Source organism: Salmonella bongori NCTC 12419, from assembly GCF_000252995.1.
GTDB classification, from domain to species: domain Bacteria; phylum Pseudomonadota; class Gammaproteobacteria; order Enterobacterales; family Enterobacteriaceae; genus Salmonella; species Salmonella bongori.
In genome coordinates, this window is record NC_015761.1 from 2581525 (window position 1) to 2600613 (window position 19089).

Genomic DNA, 19089 nt, shown 5'->3' on the forward strand with positions numbered 1-19089 from the left:
AAGCGTCTCACTTTTTACGTAAGTCACTGTAACGCCGAAAAAGCCCCTGATAGCGCAAGCTTATCGGCCCGACATCTCCTGCATGGCAGGAAAAAATGACCTTAGCAGACCAGCTAAACGCAGCGCTATCCGGCACAGCGTCTACTGGCGCGTTTCGATTGATGTGGTTTCGACGCGAACAAGCTCGGACGGGAGGGCAACGCTTAAAATCACCGGTTGCCAGGTATCGCGCTCCGCCAGTTTCCGGGAATAGCCTCGGGCAAGCAAAAAACCGCCAACGCCACCTAAAACAGCGCCGCTTAATGCCGCAAGGTCAGATCCAAACAATACCTGGAAAAGCACTGCAAAGAGAAATAACCCCGCTAAAGGCGACATATAGACCAACAATGCCGACCCTAAGAGGCTTTTTTCGGCGATGCCAAGCTCAACTTTCTGCCCCGGCGACAGCGGCTCCACGCTTGGCACCACAATTGTATGAGTCGTTTGCGGCCCTAATTTATTCAGCACGCGGCTGCCGCATCCCGCCCGGGAGGCGCAGTTGCTGCACGATGTTTTAACATCACAACTCACGACCGCCTGGCCATTCCGCCAGGAGACGACCGTCGCCCACTCTTTAATCATTGTACTGCCCTGAACTTGATACTGTCTGCAATACGCTTCGCCGTTTGTGGCGGAAGCTCGCCGACAACGGTAATTTCCGCATTGTCGCGTACGCTGCTATACACTGTCCGGCGTCCGGTACGCAACATCTGATCGCTGCTGTTCTGCGTCGCCCGGTTAACGTTGACGGAAAAGCTGAACAGACCATCCGAATAAAGCCGCGATTCAATCGGTAAATTATCCATCGTTGGCAATGGACGACGACTGCTGGAAACCTCGCTAAAGCCTTGCGGCACCCAGGACGGACTCCAGTTAAATTTCATTTTCTCGCCGCCAGGAACGGAGAGCAGCGGTGGAAGGTTAGCCTTTGCCAGTGTTTGCATAGTGCTGCCGATATCCTGGCTCACCGTGAATGCGATAACGCGGAACTGCTCCAGCGTTTCTCCATCGCGGTCCAGCAAATCGACGCGCATCGGTAGTTTGGTGTCCATATCCATCCAGACAATATAGCTGTACCGCGTACCATCGCGTGCCACGACGCGGATCACTTCGCATAACCGGTCTGCGATACGGGTACGTCCGACCGAAATAAAGTCGTAGTAAGGCGCCAGACGTTTAAAGTCGGTGTAGATCAGGGAAGGCAGGGAATCAACAATATAATCACCGTTCAGGGTGAACGGCTCAAGGCCAGGTTCAAAATAGCTGATTTCATTACCACGCTGTACGACCTCCCGGCGAGGACCATCCAACTGCAGTAATTGCGCAAGCGGGCGGCTATCCAGGCGTGCGTGTCGATAACGCAGAGATTCAACGCCTTGTTTCGTGATGCTGACAAATGACAGCTCGTAATTCAGTGACTGGCTGGCGATGTTCATCTGCTGCAATAACGCCCCGGACGCAGGGTCGGCCGAGGCGTTTACGGAGAAGAACAGGCTACCCGCCACAAGGGACATGGCAAACCAAAGTTGCTTCATTACTGCGATTGCGTTCCTAAAGTTTGGATTCCTGGCACCTGTACCGCGGCTTGCTGGGTTTGCGCCTGCTCAAACTGAAGCTGTTCAGAGTGCAGTCGGCGTTGCAGTTCGTAGTCCTGCAACATGGCGTTGATGCGACGACGCTGCTCCTGTACCTGCTGTTGCTGACTGCCGACAGGCGTTGCTTCAGAAGGTACTCCCAGACTTACCGGGCTGGCTTTTCCCATCATCGGCAGGGTATTGAAAACCGGCGTTTCAGGTTGCTGGGATGTTTCAGATTGTCCATTATAGTGCTGGACGCCGACAATAACTGCAAGTGAAACGCACGCCGCCACCCCCATTTGGGTAAGCTGCGCCGCCCACGGACGTACTTTTTTCCAGAACGGCATTTTCTGCCACTGGTGCGGAGCGGGCTGGGCCTCAGGAATTAATGGCGCAACCTGACGTACTGGCTCGTTTTCAATAGCGGCCATCACGCGAGCAGATATATCGAAATGGAGAACGTCAGGCGTATCCCCTCGCATTGAATCGCGGATCAGGTGATAACCCTCCCACGTTTTCTGCATTTCCGGGTCGTGCGTAAGCGCTTTGAGCAGCTCACTGTCCAACGTTTCGCCATCCATCAAAGCGGAAAGTTTTTCTTTCTGCATGCCTAATACCTTTTCCAGTATCCCGCTATCGTCAACGCCTGATAAGCGGTTGAACTTTATTATCAATAGCTTCCCGCGCCCGGAAGATACGTGAACGCACCGTCCCCACCGGACAATCCATGATAGCCGCTATCTCTTCATAACTCAGGCCATCCAACTCCCGTAAGGTAATTGCCATACGTAAATCTTCCGGGAGGGATTCAATAGTTCGGAAAACTATCTGTCTCAGTTCTTCTGACAACATTAAGTTCTCAGGGTTCGAAATTTCTTTCAGCGCGCCGCCGCTTTCAAAGTTTTCTGCTTCAATCGCGTCTACATCACTGGAAGGCGGACGACGCCCCTGAGCAACCAGGTAGTTCTTCGCGGTATTAACCGCAATACGATACAACCAGGTATAAAAAGCGCTATCCCCCCGGAAAGAATCCAGCGCGCGATAGGCCTTAATAAAAGATTCTTGTACCACATCGGGAACGTCGCCCGATGGCACATAGCGGGAAACCAGACTCGCCACTTTATGCTGGTAGCGCACTACCAGTAAATTAAAGGCTTTCTGATCTCCCTTCTGGACCCGCTCAACCAGGACCTGGTCCGTTAACTGCTCGCTCATCCGAGGTAATGTCTCCCCAAACCAAATTTCCACGCGCTTTCGAAACGCCACTCCATAAGCCGCACTATGAGCAAGCAACAGGTTAGAGTGTCTATGTTTCGTAAAGTTCCGTTACGCATTTGTTTTTGTTTGTCATGTTGTAGACAGGTCTTATCTTCCATTATAAGTCTACAGATACTGAACAACGCACTATCTGCACAGAAATGCCCATTTCGTTGTTTGCAGAGTAACCCAACAGCATCTTTATTTCACTACAAAATCTGACGCTAACACCCTGCCCTACAAAATATTTTTTGCCGTTTATCTCCTATTCTGTTTTTATTTTATGTTTAATAAGCGCAACAAAAATGCAATCAGATCGTGCTTTTTACTCTCTGATAGTGCTAATCTGCCGCAACACTGTTTAGTAAATTAAACAAAGACTCTAATGACAACTTCCGAACTGTCCTGTGATGTGTTGATTATCGGCAGTGGCGCAGCCGGGCTCTCGCTGGCGCTGCGTCTGGCTGAACAACATAAGGTCATCGTCCTCAGTAAAGGGTCGGTGAATGAAGGTTCCACGTTTTATGCACAAGGCGGTATTGCCGCCGTGTTCGATGATACCGACAGTATTGCGTCTCATGTCGAAGATACACTGATTGCTGGCGCCGGGATTTGCGATCGCCATGCGGTGGAATTTGTCGCCAGCAACGCCCGTGCCTGCGTGCAGTGGCTTATCGATCAGGGCGTTTTGTTTGATACCTACGTCCAGCCAAACGGCGAGGAGAGCTATCATCTCACGCGTGAAGGTGGCCATAGCCATCGACGAATCCTTCATGCTGCCGACGCCACCGGAAAAGAAGTTGAGACCACTCTGGTCAGCCGGGCACAAAATCATCCTAATATTCAGGTGCTGGAACGCAGCAACGCCGTTGATTTAATTATCTCCGATAAAATTGGCCTGCCGGGGCCTCGCCGGGTCGTCGGCGCATGGAGTTGGAACCGCAATAAAGCGTTAGTTGAAACCTGTAATGCAAAGTCGGTGGTGCTGGCGACAGGCGGTGCATCAAAAGTTTATCAATATACGACTAATCCGGATATTTCCTCGGGTGACGGTATCGCCATGGCCTGGCGCGCTGGCTGTCGGGTCGCTAATCTGGAGTTTAACCAGTTTCATCCGACCGCACTTTATCATCCACAGGCGCGCAATTTTTTACTCACCGAAGCGCTACGCGGCGAAGGTGCGTATCTTAAACGCCCGGATGGAACACGGTTTATGCCGGACTTTGATGAACGCGGCGAACTGGCGCCGCGCGATATTGTCGCCCGCGCCATCGATCATGAGATGAAACGACTCGGCGCAGATTGCATGTTTCTTGATATTAGTCATAAGCCTGAATATTTTGTCCGCCAGCACTTCCCGATGATCTATGAAAAATTGCTCGGACTGGGCCTCGATCTAACGAAAGACCGGGTTCCCGTCGTTCCCGCAGCACACTATACCTGCGGCGGCGTAATGGTTGATGACTTTGGCCGTACTGACGTTGACGGGCTGTATGCTATTGGCGAAGTGAGCTATACCGGCCTGCACGGCGCTAACCGTATGGCGTCCAACTCGCTGCTGGAATGCCTGGTCTATAGTTGGTCAGCCGCAGAAGATATCGACAGACGTATGCCTTATACCCACGGCGTTGACGCCCTTCCCGCCTGGGATGAAAGTCAGGTGGAGAACGCGGACGAACAAGTGGTGATTCAACATAACTGGCATGAGCTGCGGCTGTTGATGTGGGACTATGTCGGGATTGTGCGCACCACCAAACGTCTGGAGCGCGCCCTGCGGCGCATCACTATGCTGCAACAGGAGATCGATGAGTACTATGCGAACTTTCGCGTATCGAATAACCTGCTGGAGTTGCGTAACCTGGTGCAGGTTGCAGAGCTTATCGTACGTTGTGCGATGATGCGTAAAGAGAGTCGCGGCCTGCATTACACCCTGGATTATCCGGATCTGCAGGCCGAATCCGGACCGTCAGTGCTCACGCCGTCAAACGTTCACATAAACAGATAAAATGCCTGGGTCAGCGCCGTGTAGCCTTCTGAGTATCGCTGGTCTGGCCCACGAATCACTACACGGTCGCTGTAGCACTCCCCTGCTTGCGGTGAAAAAGCTAACAGTACCCGGTGAGGCGGTCGGGCGTCGGTTTCCGCAACGTCAGTACGTAGCCGCAAATGCCACCCTATGTTAAGCGCTTGCTGCGTAAAAGCATTACCGATTTGTTCCGGCAACACCACGCAAAAAAAACCGTCTTCTGTAATACAATCCGCCGCAATAGCCAGTAATGTCTGGTGATCCAACGTAGCGGTATAGCGCGCCTGCTCCCGCTGCGGCGTAGCGCATTCCACGCCGGGTTCATAATACGGCGGGTTGCTAATAATAAGATCAAAACGCACTGTCTGACGAGGCGCCCAGCGCTGAATATCATCAGTATGCACCATTATTCGATGGGACCAGGGAGACCGGGTGACGTTTTCCTGCGCTTGCATTGCAGCCCCGGCATCCAGTTCCACGGCGTCAATAGGCACATTGTCATCTGTTCTCTGCGCCAGCATTAACGCCAGAAGACCGCTTCCAGTACCGATATCCAGAATTCGCTTTACATCCGCGACTGGCGCCCACGCCCCAAGTAAAATACCGTCAGTTCCTACTTTCATCGCACACCGATCGTGCGCAACAAAAAACTGCTTAAACGTAAATCCGTTACGACGGAGAACGGAGTCAGACTGAGACATGTAAAAACAACCTTGCAAAAAACGGCGACAGCGCCGGGTGAAAACAATACCTGAGAAGGGATATCCATACAAACAGATGAAGATTGCGGCCGTAACGTCTATAATCAGCGCCCCACACAGAGGTAGAACATGACTGTAACGACTTTTTCCGAACTTGAACTCGACGAAAGCCTGCTGGATGCCCTCCAGGATAAAGGATTCACTCGCCCGACCGCCATTCAGGCTGCCGCCATTCCGCCTGCGCTCGATGGCCGCGATGTACTCGGTTCTGCGCCGACAGGCACCGGTAAAACGGCGGCATATCTGCTGCCGGCGTTGCAGCACTTGCTCGACTTCCCGCGTAAAAAATCCGGGCCGCCGCGTATTCTGATCCTGACGCCAACCCGCGAGCTGGCAATGCAGGTGGCCGATCACGCCCGCGAACTGGCGAAGCATACCCATCTGGATATCGCCACCATTACTGGCGGCGTCGCGTACATGAACCATGCCGAAGTATTCAGCGAAAACCAGGATATCGTGGTCGCCACCACGGGCCGTCTGCTGCAATATATTAAAGAAGAGAACTTTGACTGCCGCGCGGTTGAAACACTGATCCTCGACGAGGCCGACCGGATGCTGGACATGGGCTTTGCTCAGGACATTGAACATATCGCCGGGGAAACCCGTTGGCGTAAGCAGACCATGCTGTTCTCCGCGACACTGGAAGGCGATGCGATCAAAGATTTTGCCGAGCGTCTGCTGAAAGATCCGGTCGAAGTTTCCGCCACCCCATCCATTCGTGAGCGTAAAAAGATTCATCAGTGGTATTACCGTGCGGATAACTACGAGCATAAGTTCGAACTGCTTAAGCACTTACTGAAGCAGGATGATGCCACCCGTACCATCGTGTTTGTGCGTAAGCGCGAGCGTGTCCATGAACTGGCTGAGCAACTGCGTCTGGCGGGGATCAACAACTGCTATCTCGAAGGCGAGATGGCGCAGATCAAACGCAACGAAGGCATTAAGCGTCTCACCGATGGCCGCGTTAACGTGCTGGTCGCGACCGACGTTGCCGCGCGCGGGATCGATATTCCTGACGTAAGCCACGTTATTAACTTCGACATGCCGCGCAGTGGCGATACCTACCTGCATCGCATTGGTCGTACAGGCCGTGCGGGGCGCAAAGGCACCGCTATTTCTCTGGTCGAAGCCCACGACCATCTCCTGCTGTTGAAGATTGGCCGCTACATCGAAGAGCCGCTGAAAGCGCGTGTTATTGACGAGCTACGCCCGATTACGCGTGCACCCAGTGAAAAGATGACCGGTAAACCATCGAAGAAAGTGCTGGCAAAACGCGCCGAGAAGAAAAAAGAGAAAGAAAAAGAGAAACCGCGCGTGAAGAAACGTCACCGCGATACTAAAAACATCGGTAAGCGCCGCAAGCCAAGCGGTACGCAGACGCTGGAGCAATCCAGCGAAGAGTAATAATAATGCCGGGTTCGTTAACCCGGCATTTTTTTATCTTCCACGGTAAAACACGCCTCCATACACTGCATAAATATCTGCATTGCCGGGCTGACCGCTTTCCCGGCATGATGGGCGCACAGCGCCATGATCGACGGCGGCGGCGCGCCAAACGGCAGCTCTTTCAACTGACCGGTACTAAGTTCTCGTTCAACGGTAAAACGTGGTAAAAAGCTGATGCCCAGGTTAGCAGCCACACACTGTTTAATGCTTTCAATACTCCACAGTTCAATCGTGTTTTCCAGCGTAATCCGCCTCTGCCGTAGCGTACTTTCAAACAGCTGGCGGAAGACACATTGCGGTTCATTGATGATGAAGCTGCAGGGGATATGCTGATCTGGCTGCGTAAAATCAGCATCCTGTAGCAGTGGAGAGGCCACCAGCGCCAGCGACTGCTCCCCCAGTTGCTGCATCGTGAGCGCATCATCATTACCTACGCGATAAAAAACGCCCAGATCGACCTCGTCATTCAGCAACGCATCACGTATCACATAGCAATTCAGCGACTGTAGCGACAATCTGACATTCGGCGCTCGCAGCTTAAAACGTTGTAAAACCTGCGGCATTTTGTACGCCAGTAAGGTTTCACCTGTCGCCACGCGCAGCTCTCCGCCTGGTTCCGCATCCTGTCTTGCGGCTTCACGAATCGACTCCATCACACGCGTCAGTTCATGGATATGCGGCATCAGCTTTTTCCCCTCAGTGGTCAGGCACATTCGGCGCCCTATTTTCTCGAACAGTTGCAGGGAAAACTCACGTTCAAGCTGTTGAATATGAAAAGTTACCGTCGACTGAGTACAGCACAGCTTTTGCGAAGCCCGCAGAAACGAGCCCTCTTCCACTACCGTTTTCAGCGTAATAAACCGACGCAGATCCATGACCACCAACCTATCGAAAATCTCGAATTCAGAATTAAAAAACATTCATTTTTTTAAATATTTCATATCGGGTACTGTCTGCTAAAACAGAGGAGATGACAAGTGACACCGATGCTTTTAAGCGCTTTCTGGACTTACACATTAATCACCGCCCTTACCCCCGGCCCTAACAATATTCTCGCGCTTAGCGCAGCAACTGCACATGGTTTTCGGCAGAGTATTCGTGTACTGGCAGGTATGAGTCTGGGATTTTTGGTCGTCATGCTGCTGTGCGCCGGGATCGCGTTTTCCCTTGCGGTTATCGATCCGGCAATCATTCATTTACTCAGTTGGGTGGGGGCTGCGTATATCCTGTGGCTGGCGTGGAAAATTGCCACCGGTCCAGCGGCGGATGAGAACGCCAGACCAAAACCGGTTGGCTTTTGGGTAAGCTTTGTCCTGCAGTTTGTGAACGTCAAAATTATTCTGTACGGCATTACCGCTCTGTCTACATTTGTTTTACCGCAAACGCAGGCGCTGAATTGGGTCATCGGCGTCAGTATATTGCTGGCATTGATCGGCACGTTCGGTAATGTGTGTTGGGCGCTGGCGGGACATCTGTTTCAGCGGGCGTTTCGCCATTATGGTCGCCAGTTAAATATCATTCTGGCGTTACTGCTGGTGTACTGCGCGGTGCGGATTTTTTACTGACACAAATAAAACAAAAGCGGAAAAGGCCCGGCCTCTTCCGCTTGTTATTACCGGATAAGCCTTACAGGCTTTCGGTAAAGGTACGAGCGATAACGTCGCGCTGCTGTTCCGGCGTCAGGGAGTTAAAACGCACCGCATACCCAGAAACACGAATAGTCAGCTGCGGGTATTTTTCCGGATGCTTAACCGCGTCTTCCAGAGTTTCACGACGCAGAACGTTAACGTTCAGATGCTGACCGCCTTCAACGCGTACTTCCGGTTTAACTTCCATCGGAATTTCACGGTATTCAATCTCGCCCAGTTTGCTGACAGCCACAACTTCATCTTCAGCAAAGCCGGATTTTGCAACGATGCAGCGCGCTTCGCCTTTTTCGCTGTCCAGCAGCCAGAAGGAATTCAGCAGGTCGTCGTTAGCGGCTTTAGTAATCTGGATACCTGTAATCATGTGATGCCTCCCCAGGCAAAATTATTTGATTTCGGTCGGCCTAATCCCGGCCAATTGGTAAAACCATTGTTGCTTGAGTGTATATATACCCCTCGACCACCCTTCATTCTTTGATTTAAATCAATAAAAACCACACCATAAAAAGGGTGATACGAGGAATATATTGTTTTACATCAACTTACACCATCCAATCCCATAAACTTTTTACATAAACTTTCAACTATCTTTTGTGGGTAACGTTGTTGATGGCACAGAGAATTTTGCACAGCAGAAAGAAGCAGTTAAGCTAAGGAGACTGGAAATTCGCAGGAGAGCGAGATGGCGACTGAGTTAACCTGGCACGATGTACTGGCTGATGAGAAACAGCAACCTTACTTTATCAATACGCTTCACACTGTTGCTGGCGAGCGTCAGTCGGGTATCACGGTCTACCCGCCGCAAAAAGATGTGTTTAACGCCTTTCGCTTCACGGAACTGGGCGACGTTAAGGTGGTGATCCTGGGACAAGATCCTTACCACGGCCCGGGTCAGGCACACGGTCTGGCGTTCTCCGTGCGTCCTGGGATCGCCCCCCCGCCGTCATTAGTGAATATGTACAAAGAGCTGGAAGCCTCCATTCCCGGCTTTGTTCGCCCCGCGCACGGTTATCTGGAAAGCTGGGCGCGCCAGGGCGTACTGTTACTGAATACGGTGCTCACGGTACGGGCAGGCCAGGCGCACTCTCATGCCAGCCTGGGGTGGGAAACCTTTACGGATAAAGTGATAAGCCTGATTAACCAACACCGCGAAGGGGTTGTCTTCTTGCTGTGGGGCTCGCACGCCCAGAAGAAAGGCGCGATTATTGATCCGCAGCGCCACCATATTCTGAAAGCCCCGCATCCCTCACCACTTTCTGCACACCGCGGATTTTTTGGTTGCAACCACTTTGTGTTAACGAATCAATGGCTGGAACAACACGGCGAGAAAACTATCGACTGGACGCCAGTATTACCGGCTGAGAGTGAATAACATTGGCGGCTCGCCATGTTAATGCCGAATGACGGCGCGAGACTGAGCGCTGAAAACGTGTCCCTACTTTGGCCCAGCGCGCGTTATGCGACCGGGCCGTATCCGTTACGCTTTATTCTGCCGCCACCACTCGGCGAGCAGCACGCCTGTCGCAACCGACACATTCAGGCTTTCCACGTTCCCTGTGCCGTTAATTTTCACGCACAGATCGCCGGGTTCGCGCGCCGCTTCCGGCAGGAAATCATATTCCCGGCCTAATACCAGTACCATTTTTTCCGGTAGCGTCGTGCTAAACAACGCCTGGCCGCGTTCGCTGGACGTCGTTACCACGGTGTACCCCGCCTGGCGAAAATCATCCAGTACATCGACAATATTTTCGCCAGTGATTGGCTGGACATGTTCCGCGCCGCCTTCCGCCGTACGAATCGCCGCGCCGGATTCCAGCAACGCTGCATCCTGTACCACCACACCCTTCACGCCGAAGTGCGCACAGCTACGCATCATGCCGCCAAGATTATGCGGGTTAGCGACATCTTCCAGCGCCAGCACGCAGTCTTTATCCGCCGCCTGACTGACCCATTGCTTAACTGTTGTGCCATTACGCTTTTTAATCAGGAAGCACACGCCGCCATGGTGCTCAGTACCGGAAGCTTTTGCCAGTTCGGTCTCATCGACAACATGGTAGGCTTTACGATTTGCTGCCATCCAACGCAGCGCCTCTTTAAAACGCGGCGTCACGCTCTGGATAAACCAGGCGCGCACAATGGCATCTGGACGACTCTGGAATAACGCCTGGCAAGCATTTTCGCCATAGACGCGGGTCTCTTCCGCCCGCTGGCGACGCAACACTTCAGGATCGATAAAACTTTTACCGCTAATACCACCGTGATCGGCTTTTTCCGGCGTCTCGTCTCCCGGCGCGCGGGATATTGTACGCCATGGCGAGGTTTCATGTTTACGGTCACGGCTCTGATTATTTCGCTCATCACGGGCGGGGCGACGTCCGCCATCAGTGCGAGACTTTGCCGGGCGGCCTCCCCCTTTCCCGGTACGTGGGTTATGGGTGCGTTTATCAGAGTCATCGTCACTACGGACATACATCACTTTAACTTTGCCGCTTTTATTTTTTAATTCATCGTTCATGCTTTTCTCCACCAGCGCTGCGCGAAGCGCGAAGATTACCCGATGTGCATCTGGTTAGCCATGATTTCGTTTAAAAGCCTGCGACTATTATAACCATTGAATAAAACACATTGTTGTTTAGCACCGACTCTTCGATAATATGTAACATTATAGAAACATCCTGCACTTGGTGGGATGCCTTCCGACGTATTCAGAGGTTAGCTATGAACACCGTTTGTACCCATTGCCAGGCCATCAACCGCATCCCTGACGATCGGCTTCAGGATGCGGCAAAATGTGGACGTTGCGGTCATGAGTTGTTTGACGGAGAAGTCATTAATGCAACCGGCGAAACGCTGGACAAACTGTTAAAAGACGATCTGCCCGTGGTGATCGACTTCTGGGCGCCATGGTGCGGCCCCTGTCGTAACTTTGCGCCTATTTTTGAGGATGTCGCTGAAGAACGCAGCGGTAAAGTCCGTTTTGTTAAAGTAAATACTGAGGCAGAGCGCGAACTTAGCGCCCGTTTCGGTATCCGTAGCATTCCGACGATTATGATCTTTAAGCACGGGCAAATGGTCGATATGCTCAATGGCGCAGTGCCTAAAGCCCCTTTTGACAGTTGGCTGAACGAATCGCTATAAACGCCACGGGGCATATCTTGTGCCCCGTTTTCACCTCTGCCACAATAGCGTTTTTCGCCACTCACGCTTTCTATGACCGATAACGCTGTCCTTCAACTACGCGCCGAACGACTTGCGCGCGCTACGCGTCCTTTTCTTGCCCGAGGTAATCGGGTTCGCCGCTGCCAGCGTTGCCTGCTGCCGCAAAAACTTTGCTTGTGTGATACGCTAACGCCTTCTCAGGCGAAAAGCCGTTTTTGTCTGGTGATGTTTGACACTGAACCGTTGAAACCCAGCAATACTGGCCGCCTGATAGCCGATATCTTGCCGGACACTGCCGCATTTCAGTGGTCGCGCACCGAGCCGCCGCAGGCGCTGCTGGAGTTAGTACAACATCCGGATTACCAGCCGATGGTGGTTTTTCCCGCCTCCTACGCAGACGAAACGCGAGATGTCATTTTTACTCCCCCCACAGGAAAACCGCCGCTGTTTATCATGCTCGATGGCACCTGGCCCGAAGCGCGAAAAATGTTTCGGAAAAGCCCTTATCTGGATAACCTGCCCGTGATCTCCGTCGACTTGTCACGTCTTTCTGCTTATCGGCTGCGTGAAATGCACGCCGAAGGACAATACTGTACCGCCGAAGTCGCAATCGCCCTGTTAGACATGGCGGGAGATACCGAGGCCGCAAGCGGCTTAGGCGAACATTTCACACGTTTTAAAACACGTTATCTGGCAGGAAAAACGCAACATCCGGGAAACATCACAGCAGAAAATAGAGAAAACGTTTAAAATCATCCGGTCACTTCTGCGTAAGGGAGACCGGTATGAGCCAGCAAGGACTGGAAGCACTGCTACGACCAAAATCGATCGCGGTGATTGGCGCTTCAATGAAAACCCACCGAGCGGGTTACCTGATGATGCGTAACTTGTTGGCGGGAGGATTCAATGGTCCCGTCCTGCCCGTGACGCCCGCCTGGAAAGCTGTTTTAGGCGTTATGGCCTGGCCGGATATCGCTAGCCTCCCTTTTACCCCCGATCTGGCTATTTTATGCACCAACGCCAGCCGTAATCTGGCGCTACTGGACGCGCTTGGCGCGAAAGGCTGTAAGACGTGCATTATTCTCTCAGCTCCCGCGTCTCAACATGCAGAACTTCTTGCCTGCGCCCGGCGTTATAAAATGCGTCTGCTGGGCCCAAACAGTCTTGGGCTCCTCGCGCCATGGCAAGGACTAAACGCCAGCTTTTCGCCGGTCCCGATTAAACAGGGCAAGCTCGCCTTTATTTCCCAGTCTGCCGCCGTATCCAATACTATTCTTGACTGGGCGCAACAGCGTGAAATGGGCTTTTCCTATTTTATCGCGCTGGGCGATAGTCTGGATATTGACGTCGATGAACTGCTGGACTACCTGGCGCGCGACGGCAAGACCAGCGCGATTTTGCTCTATCTGGAACAGTTAAGTGACGCCCGTCGTTTTGTTTCCGCTGCCCGTAGCGCTTCACGTAACAAACCGATTCTGGTAATTAAAAGCGGCCGAAGCCCGGCAGCCCAGCGTTTACTCAATACCAGCGCAGGGATGGACCCGGCATGGGATGCGGCAATACAGCGCGCAGGTCTGCTGCGAGTCCAGGATACGCACGAGCTTTTTTCCGCCGTCGAAACGCTCAGCCATATGCGTCCGCTACGCGGCGACAGATTGATGATCATCAGCAATGGCGCCGCGCCTGCTGCGCTGGCGTTGGATGAGCTATGGTCGCGCAATGGCAAACTGGCAACGTTAAGTGAAGAAACCTGTTTTCAGCTACGGCAGGCGCTTCCCGTTCATATTGATATCGCTAACCCATTGGATCTGCGTGATGATGCCAGCAGCGAACATTACGTTAAAGCTCTGGATATCCTGCTCGCCTGCCAGGATTTTGATGCGCTTATGGTCATTCACTCTCCCAGCGCTGCCGCGCCAGGGACAGAAAGCGCCCATGCGCTGATCGAAACCCTTAAACGCCATCCCAGAGGCAAATTCGTTACACTGCTAACAAACTGGTGCGGCGAGTTCTCGTCTCAGGAGGCAAGACGGCTGTTCAGCGAAGCTGGATTACCGACCTACCGCACGCCAGAAGGCACGATTACCGCGTTTATGCATATGGTGGAATATCGGCGTAACCAGAAGCAGTTGCGGGAAACGCCAGCGTTGCCGAGTAATCTGACGTCTAATACCTCAGACGCGCATAACTTGTTGCAACAAGCAATTGCGGAAGGCGCCACCTCACTGGATACCCATGAAGTACAGCCGATTTTACACGCCTATGGGCTGCATACACTCCCAACCTGGATTGCCAGCGACAGCGCTGAAGCGGTGCATATCGCCGAACAAATAGGTTATCCGGTAGCTCTCAAGCTACGTTCGCCCGACATTCCGCATAAATCTGAAGTCCAGGGGGTCATGCTTTACCTGCGGACCGCAAACGAGGTACAACAGGCCGCGAACGCTATTTTCGACCGTGTGAAGATGGCCTGGCCGCAGGCGCGTATCCATGGTTTGCTGGTACAAAGCATGGCTAACCGCGCCGGAGCGCAGGAGCTTCGCGTTGTGGTCGAGCACGATCCGGTGTTCGGCCCTTTAATTATGCTGGGTGAAGGTGGCGTGGAGTGGCGTCCGGAAGAGCAGGCCGTCGTCGCGCTGCCGCCACTCAACATGAATCTGGCACGCTACCTGGTGATTCAGGGCATAAAACAACGAAAAATTCGCGCCCGTAGCGCGCTGCGTCCTCTGGATATCGTCGGATTAAGCCAGCTACTGGTCCAGGTTTCAAACCTGATTGTCGATTGTCCGGAAATTCAGCGTCTGGATATCCATCCACTGTTGGCTTCCGCCAGTGAGTTTACCGCGCTGGATGTGACACTGGATATCGCTCCGTTTGACGGCGATAACGAAAGCCGACTTGCTGTACGCCCCTACCCTCACCAGCTTGAAGAGTGGGTAGAGATGAAAAATGGCGATCGCTGCTTGTTCCGTCCGATCCTGCCGGAAGATGAACCCCAACTACGACAATTCATCGCACAGGTCACCAAAGAAGATCTCTACTACCGTTATTTCAGCGAGATCAACGAATTCACCCATGAAGATTTAGCCAACATGACGCAGATCGACTACGATCGAGAAATGGCCTTTGTGGCCGTGAGGCGGATGGACAACGCTGAAGAGATCCTCGGCGTAACGCGCGCGATCTCCGATCCTGACAACGTAGATGCCGAATTTGCCGTATTGGTGCGTTCAGATCTCAAAGGGTTAGGTTTAGGACGCCGTTTAATGGAGAAATTGATTACCTATACTCGCGATCACGGATTGAGACGGCTGAACGGTATTACGATGCCCAACAATCGCGGCATGGTCGCGCTGGCCAGAAAATTAGGATTTCAGGTCGATATTCAGCTCGAAGAGGGTATCGTTGGATTAACGCTAAATCTGGCTCAATATGATGAATCGTGAGTAATGCACTGGAAATGTTGACCACTTTAACAGGGACTGGTGTTATTATTGCTCGCTTATGTCGTCTGCATAGCACAGAGGACCCTTCAATGAACAGAGAAGAAATGCACTGTGATGTTGTCAAAATTTAAGCGTAATAAACATCAACAACACCTTGCCCAACTCCCTAAGATTTCTCAGTCAGTTGATGATGTAGATTTCTTTTATACTCCCGCCGCTTTCCGGGAGACACTGCTGGAGAAAATCGCCAGCGCGACGCAGCGTATTTGTATCGTTGCCCTGTATCTGGAACAGGACGATGGGGGTAAAGGCATACTCGACGCGCTCTATGCGGCTAAACGGCAGCGTCCTGAGCTGGACGTACGGGTGCTGGTCGACTGGCATCGCGCACAGCGTGGGCGCATTGGCGCTGCGGCCTCTAATACTAACGCAGACTGGTATTGCCGACTGGCGCAGGAAAATCCAGGAATTGATGTCCCGGTCTACGGCGTACCGATCAATACGCGAGAAGCGCTTGGCGTACTGCATTTTAAAGGCTTTATCATTGATGATAGCGTCCTGTACAGCGGTGCCAGCCTGAACGATGTTTATCTGCATCAGCATGATAAATACCGTTACGACCGCTATCAGCTGATTCGTAATCCGCAAATGGCTGACATCATGTTTGACTGGGTTACGCGGAATCTGATGAAGGGTCGCGGCGTGAATCGTCTGGATAATACCCAACGACCGAAAAGCCCGGAGATTAAAAATGATATCCGCTTATACCGCCAGGAACTGCGCGATGCGTCATATCATTTTCAGGGCGACGCTAATGATGAACAACTCTCCGTTACGCCGCTGGTCGGGCTTGGTAAATCCAGTCTGCTGAACAAAACCATTTTCCATCTTATGCCCTGTGCAGAGCAGAAGCTTACCATTTGCACGCCTTACTTTAATCTGCCAGCGATACTGGTACGGAATATTATTCAGCTATTGCGCGACGGTAAGAAAGTCGAAATCATTGTTGGCGATAAAACCGCGAATGATTTTTATATTCCGGAAGATGAACCGTTCAAGATCATTGGCGCACTACCCTATCTCTATGAGATTAATCTGCGCCGCTTCCTGAGCCGTTTACAGTATTACGTCAATACCGATCAACTTGTGGTGCGTCTGTGGAAAGACGACGACAATACCTATCATCTGAAAGGGATGTGGGTAGATGATAAATGGATGCTGCTCACTGGCAACAATCTGAATCCCCGCGCCTGGCGTCTGGATCTGGAAAACGCCATTCTGATCCACGATCCTAAGCAGGAACTTGCCCCTCAGCGGGAAAAAGAGTTGGAGCTTATCCGGACGCACACGACTATTGTAAAACACTATCGCGACCTGCAGAGCATTGCCGACTATCCGGTAAAAGTGCGTAAATTGATTCGCCGTCTGCGCCGGATCCGCATCGACAGATTAATTAGCCGTATCCTGTAATCGAAGCCCCGTCCTGTACGGGGTTTTCTCTTAGGAGTGAACTGGTGCGCGTGTTGATTCCTTTTACGGTGTTGTTTCTCTCCGGCTGTAGCCACCTGGCTAACGACCGCTGGAGTGGTCAGGATAAAGCCCAGCATTTTATGGCATCAGCGATGTTATCAGCAGCGGGTAATGAGTATGCGCGCCAACAGGGAGAGAACTCCGACCGCAGCGCAGCGATAGGGCTGATGTTTTCTTTGAGTCTCGGAGCTTCAAAAGAATTCTGGGACAGCCGCCCGCAAGGAAGCGGCTGGAGCTGGAAAGATTTTGCCTGGGATGTCGCTGGCGCTACAGCCGGTTACGCTATCTGGCAGATAGCACAGCACTAAAGACGCAGACCCTTTCCTTTACGATGCAACATCAGTGAAACCAGGAAGGCCAGGATAGCCATCGCGGTTACATACCAGAAGAACGAGCTCTCCATACCGACAGATTTTAGCGACAATGCGACATATTCCGCTGAACCGCCGAATAACGCATTGGCAACTGCGTAAGATAAACCGACGCCCAGCGCACGAACTTGTGCCGGAAACATTTCCGCTTTCAGGATCCCGCTAATCGACGTGTAAAAGCTCACTATCAATAACGCACACATGACCAAAGCGAATGCGGCATAAGGCGACGTGACATTCTGCAATGCCGACAGAATCGGAACGGTAAAAAAGGTCGCGAGCGCACCAAAACATAGCATTGAGGTACGTCTGCCTATCTTATCGGATAACGCGCCAAAAAGCGGCTGCACTAACATAAAGACACACAGCGCGGCCGTCATAATGCCACTGGCGACATTGGCATGGATACCCGCCGTATTCACCAGATATTTCTGCATATAGGTTGTAAAGGTGTAAAAACACAGCGACCCCGCAGCGGTAAATCCGAGTACGATTAAAAAGGCTTTGCGATTACGCCACAGTCCTTTCAACGAACCGGCTTCTTTCAACGCACGAGTCTCATGTTTTGAGGTCTCATCCAACTGGCGACGTAACCATAACGCCACAATCGCCAGCACGGCACCCAACGCAAAGGGAATACGCCAGCCCCAGGCACGAAGCGCAGCGTCCTCCATAACTTGCTGCAAAACCACAACGACCAGCAGTGCCAGGAGTTGTCCACCGATCAGCGTGACATACTGAAACGAGGCGAAGAATCCTTTATGTCCTTCAAGCGCAACTTCACTCATATACGTTGCACTGGTTCCGTACTCACCACCCACCGAAAGTCCCTGAAAGAGGCGAGCAATAAGTAACAGCGCCGGAGCCCAGGTACCGATAGTATCGTAACCAGGTAGACAAGCAATCATTAGCGACCCCATGCACATCATGCACACCGAAATCAACATTGAGGCTTTACGACCACGCCGGTCGGCAATACGTCCAAATAACCAACCACCGATAGGCCGCATTAAAAAACCCGCTGCAAAAACACCTGCCGTTTGCAAAAGTTGAGTAGTAGTGTTACCGGAAGGAAAAAAGATATGAGCAAAATAGAGCGAGCAAAAGGAGTAAACATAGAAATCAAACCATTCCACTAAGTTCCCGGAAGATGCTCCTACGATAGCCCACACGCGACGTCGAACCTCCGGAACCTCAGCGTTGTTTTTATCTATGTGCTGAATAATTACTGCCATACTGTTCTCCTTATTACCAGGCTTGCTGAGCCTTTTATTTTGGAGATCCAGATTACGCGAGCCACAAAAGTAAATAAAGTGTTAATTATTTGTTTGATAATTTTTAACCCCAACGTGCCTGATGCTCGCGTTTTCTTTTTAAATAGTCTTCATCCTGACGAATTTTATCCCACCAACCTTTGAAAACAGTTGCTGCTGCTGCTTTGGTAGGATCATTACCTCGTGTATTCAAACTACCGTCTTCTGCATACTTTTTGCCGCCTTTATAGTTAGCGTAACGCCTGGCACGGGTATATCCCATCTGAATAAATTTACGCGCCATATCCATACCAACGAAATCATCCTGCTGGCGGTAAGTTTCAAACAGTTGGTAGATCTGTTCTGCTGATGTAACCGCAGATGCTTCATCTTTGTATCGCCAGAAAGGAAGAATTTCGCTTTTGTAGGGCTCAACCAGTAAAACCCCCTGTTCCCCCCGTCCAACCTGATACAATTCAGGATGCTGACGGAAGTCGATACTGGAGAAATCCTGTTGGTAGTTGAAAGGTTTAATAGCCAATGGAGATCCTCACCGCTTACATAAGCGAATTTAAGGA

20 protein-coding genes are annotated in these 19089 nt (G+C 51.9%); 9 read left to right on the forward strand and 11 right to left on the reverse strand.

Annotation, left to right across the window (positions count from 1 at the left end):
* Positions 1-141: 141 nt before the first annotated feature.
* From rseC to rseD, 5 genes are read right to left on the reverse strand one after another with little or no spacing between them, the layout of a single operon-like run.
* Complete coding sequence (gene rseC, locus SBG_RS12115; RefSeq protein WP_000589091.1) at positions 142-621, reverse strand: SoxR-reducing system protein RseC; 480 nt, start codon at positions 619-621, stop codon at positions 142-144.
* On the reverse strand, positions 618-1574 hold the full coding sequence (rseB, locus tag SBG_RS12120) for a sigma-E factor regulatory protein RseB (protein ID WP_000812026.1): 957 nt from the start codon (positions 1572-1574) through the stop codon (positions 618-620). The genes rseC and rseB overlap by 4 nt, the downstream gene beginning before the upstream one ends.
* On the reverse strand, positions 1574-2224 hold the full coding sequence (rseA, locus tag SBG_RS12125; protein WP_001168371.1) for an anti-sigma-E factor RseA: 651 nt from the start codon (positions 2222-2224) through the stop codon (positions 1574-1576). Before rseA ends, rseB begins: the two co-directional genes overlap by 1 nt.
* Before the next feature lie 31 nt (positions 2225-2255).
* Complete coding sequence (gene rpoE / locus SBG_RS12130; RefSeq protein WP_000003307.1) at positions 2256-2831, reverse strand: RNA polymerase sigma factor RpoE; 576 nt, start codon at positions 2829-2831, stop codon at positions 2256-2258.
* Positions 2828-2992, reverse strand: coding sequence for a rpoE leader peptide RseD (rseD, locus tag SBG_RS22635; protein ID WP_014344135.1), 165 nt, complete (start codon positions 2990-2992; stop codon positions 2828-2830). Before rseD ends, rpoE begins: the two co-directional genes overlap by 4 nt.
* Before the next feature lie 266 nt (positions 2993-3258).
* On the opposite strand from rseD, the gene nadB reads away from it, so the two are divergent.
* A complete protein-coding gene (gene nadB, locus SBG_RS12135) occupies positions 3259-4878 on the forward strand; it encodes an L-aspartate oxidase (protein WP_000213494.1) in 1620 nt (539 codons plus the stop codon).
* On the opposite strand, the gene trmN is transcribed toward nadB, so the two are convergent.
* Positions 4863-5600 carry a tRNA(1)(Val) (adenine(37)-N(6))-methyltransferase TrmN gene (gene trmN / locus SBG_RS12140; RefSeq protein WP_000083188.1) on the reverse strand — a complete coding sequence of 246 codons (738 nt, stop codon included), beginning with the start codon at positions 5598-5600 and terminating at the stop codon, positions 4863-4865. The two genes, nadB and trmN, sit on opposite strands and share 16 nt — an antisense overlap.
* Positions 5601-5729: 129 nt before the next feature.
* Here trmN and srmB point away from each other — a divergent pair, with 129 nt between their 5' ends.
* Complete coding sequence (srmB, locus tag SBG_RS12145) at positions 5730-7064, forward strand: ATP-dependent RNA helicase SrmB (protein ID WP_000219179.1); 1335 nt, start codon at positions 5730-5732, stop codon at positions 7062-7064.
* Positions 7065-7081: 17 nt separating this feature from the next.
* On the opposite strand, the gene SBG_RS12150 is transcribed toward srmB, so the two are convergent.
* Complete coding sequence (locus SBG_RS12150) at positions 7082-7981, reverse strand: LysR family transcriptional regulator (RefSeq protein ID WP_020844964.1); 900 nt, start codon at positions 7979-7981, stop codon at positions 7082-7084.
* A 102-nt stretch (positions 7982-8083) separates the two neighbouring features.
* Here SBG_RS12150 and eamB point away from each other — a divergent pair, with 102 nt between their 5' ends.
* Positions 8084-8671, forward strand: coding sequence for a cysteine/O-acetylserine transporter (gene eamB / locus SBG_RS12155; protein ID WP_000188409.1), 588 nt, complete (start codon positions 8084-8086; stop codon positions 8669-8671).
* Between the two features lie 61 nt (positions 8672-8732).
* Here the strand turns inward: eamB and grcA are convergent, their stop codons facing one another.
* The gene (gene grcA, locus SBG_RS12160) at positions 8733-9116 is read right to left on the reverse strand and encodes an autonomous glycyl radical cofactor GrcA (RefSeq protein WP_000627811.1); all 384 of its coding nucleotides are present in this window, start codon (positions 9114-9116) and stop codon (positions 8733-8735) included.
* 318 nt (positions 9117-9434) lie between these two features.
* Here grcA and ung point away from each other — a divergent pair, with 318 nt between their 5' ends.
* Entirely contained in the window at positions 9435-10124 is a 690-nt protein-coding gene (gene ung, locus SBG_RS12165; protein ID WP_000179979.1) for a uracil-DNA glycosylase, read from the forward strand.
* Between the two features lie 105 nt (positions 10125-10229).
* Here ung and SBG_RS12170 read toward each other — a convergent pair whose 3' ends face one another.
* Complete coding sequence (locus SBG_RS12170; RefSeq protein WP_000997356.1) at positions 10230-11267, reverse strand: tRNA/rRNA methyltransferase; 1038 nt, start codon at positions 11265-11267, stop codon at positions 10230-10232.
* Between the two features lie 203 nt (positions 11268-11470).
* Here SBG_RS12170 and trxC point away from each other — a divergent pair, with 203 nt between their 5' ends.
* The 5 genes from trxC (at position 11471) to SBG_RS12195 (ending at position 17195) form a co-directional block, all read left to right on the forward strand.
* Positions 11471-11890, forward strand: coding sequence for a thioredoxin TrxC (trxC, locus tag SBG_RS12175; protein ID WP_001098730.1), 420 nt, complete (start codon positions 11471-11473; stop codon positions 11888-11890).
* A 72-nt stretch (positions 11891-11962) separates the two neighbouring features.
* Positions 11963-12661, forward strand: coding sequence for a tRNA-uridine aminocarboxypropyltransferase (gene tapT / locus SBG_RS12180; protein WP_000131406.1), 699 nt, complete (start codon positions 11963-11965; stop codon positions 12659-12661).
* A 35-nt stretch (positions 12662-12696) separates the two neighbouring features.
* Complete coding sequence (gene pat, locus SBG_RS12185) at positions 12697-15357, forward strand: protein lysine acetyltransferase (RefSeq protein WP_000082661.1); 2661 nt, start codon at positions 12697-12699, stop codon at positions 15355-15357.
* Positions 15358-15471: 114 nt separating this feature from the next.
* Complete coding sequence (pssA, locus tag SBG_RS12190) at positions 15472-16827, forward strand: CDP-diacylglycerol--serine O-phosphatidyltransferase (protein ID WP_000949280.1); 1356 nt, start codon at positions 15472-15474, stop codon at positions 16825-16827.
* 44 nt (positions 16828-16871) lie between these two features.
* Positions 16872-17195, forward strand: a complete 324-nt coding sequence (locus SBG_RS12195) for a YfiM family lipoprotein (protein ID WP_001264479.1) — start codon at positions 16872-16874, stop codon at positions 17193-17195.
* On the opposite strand, the gene SBG_RS12200 is transcribed toward SBG_RS12195, so the two are convergent.
* Complete coding sequence (locus tag SBG_RS12200; protein WP_000268376.1) at positions 17192-18493, reverse strand: MFS transporter; 1302 nt, start codon at positions 18491-18493, stop codon at positions 17192-17194. The two genes, SBG_RS12195 and SBG_RS12200, sit on opposite strands and share 4 nt — an antisense overlap.
* 103 nt (positions 18494-18596) lie before the next feature.
* On the reverse strand, positions 18597-19052 hold the full coding sequence (locus tag SBG_RS12205) for a DUF4385 domain-containing protein (RefSeq protein ID WP_000985646.1): 456 nt from the start codon (positions 19050-19052) through the stop codon (positions 18597-18599).
* Between the last annotated feature and the right edge of the window lie 37 nt (positions 19053-19089).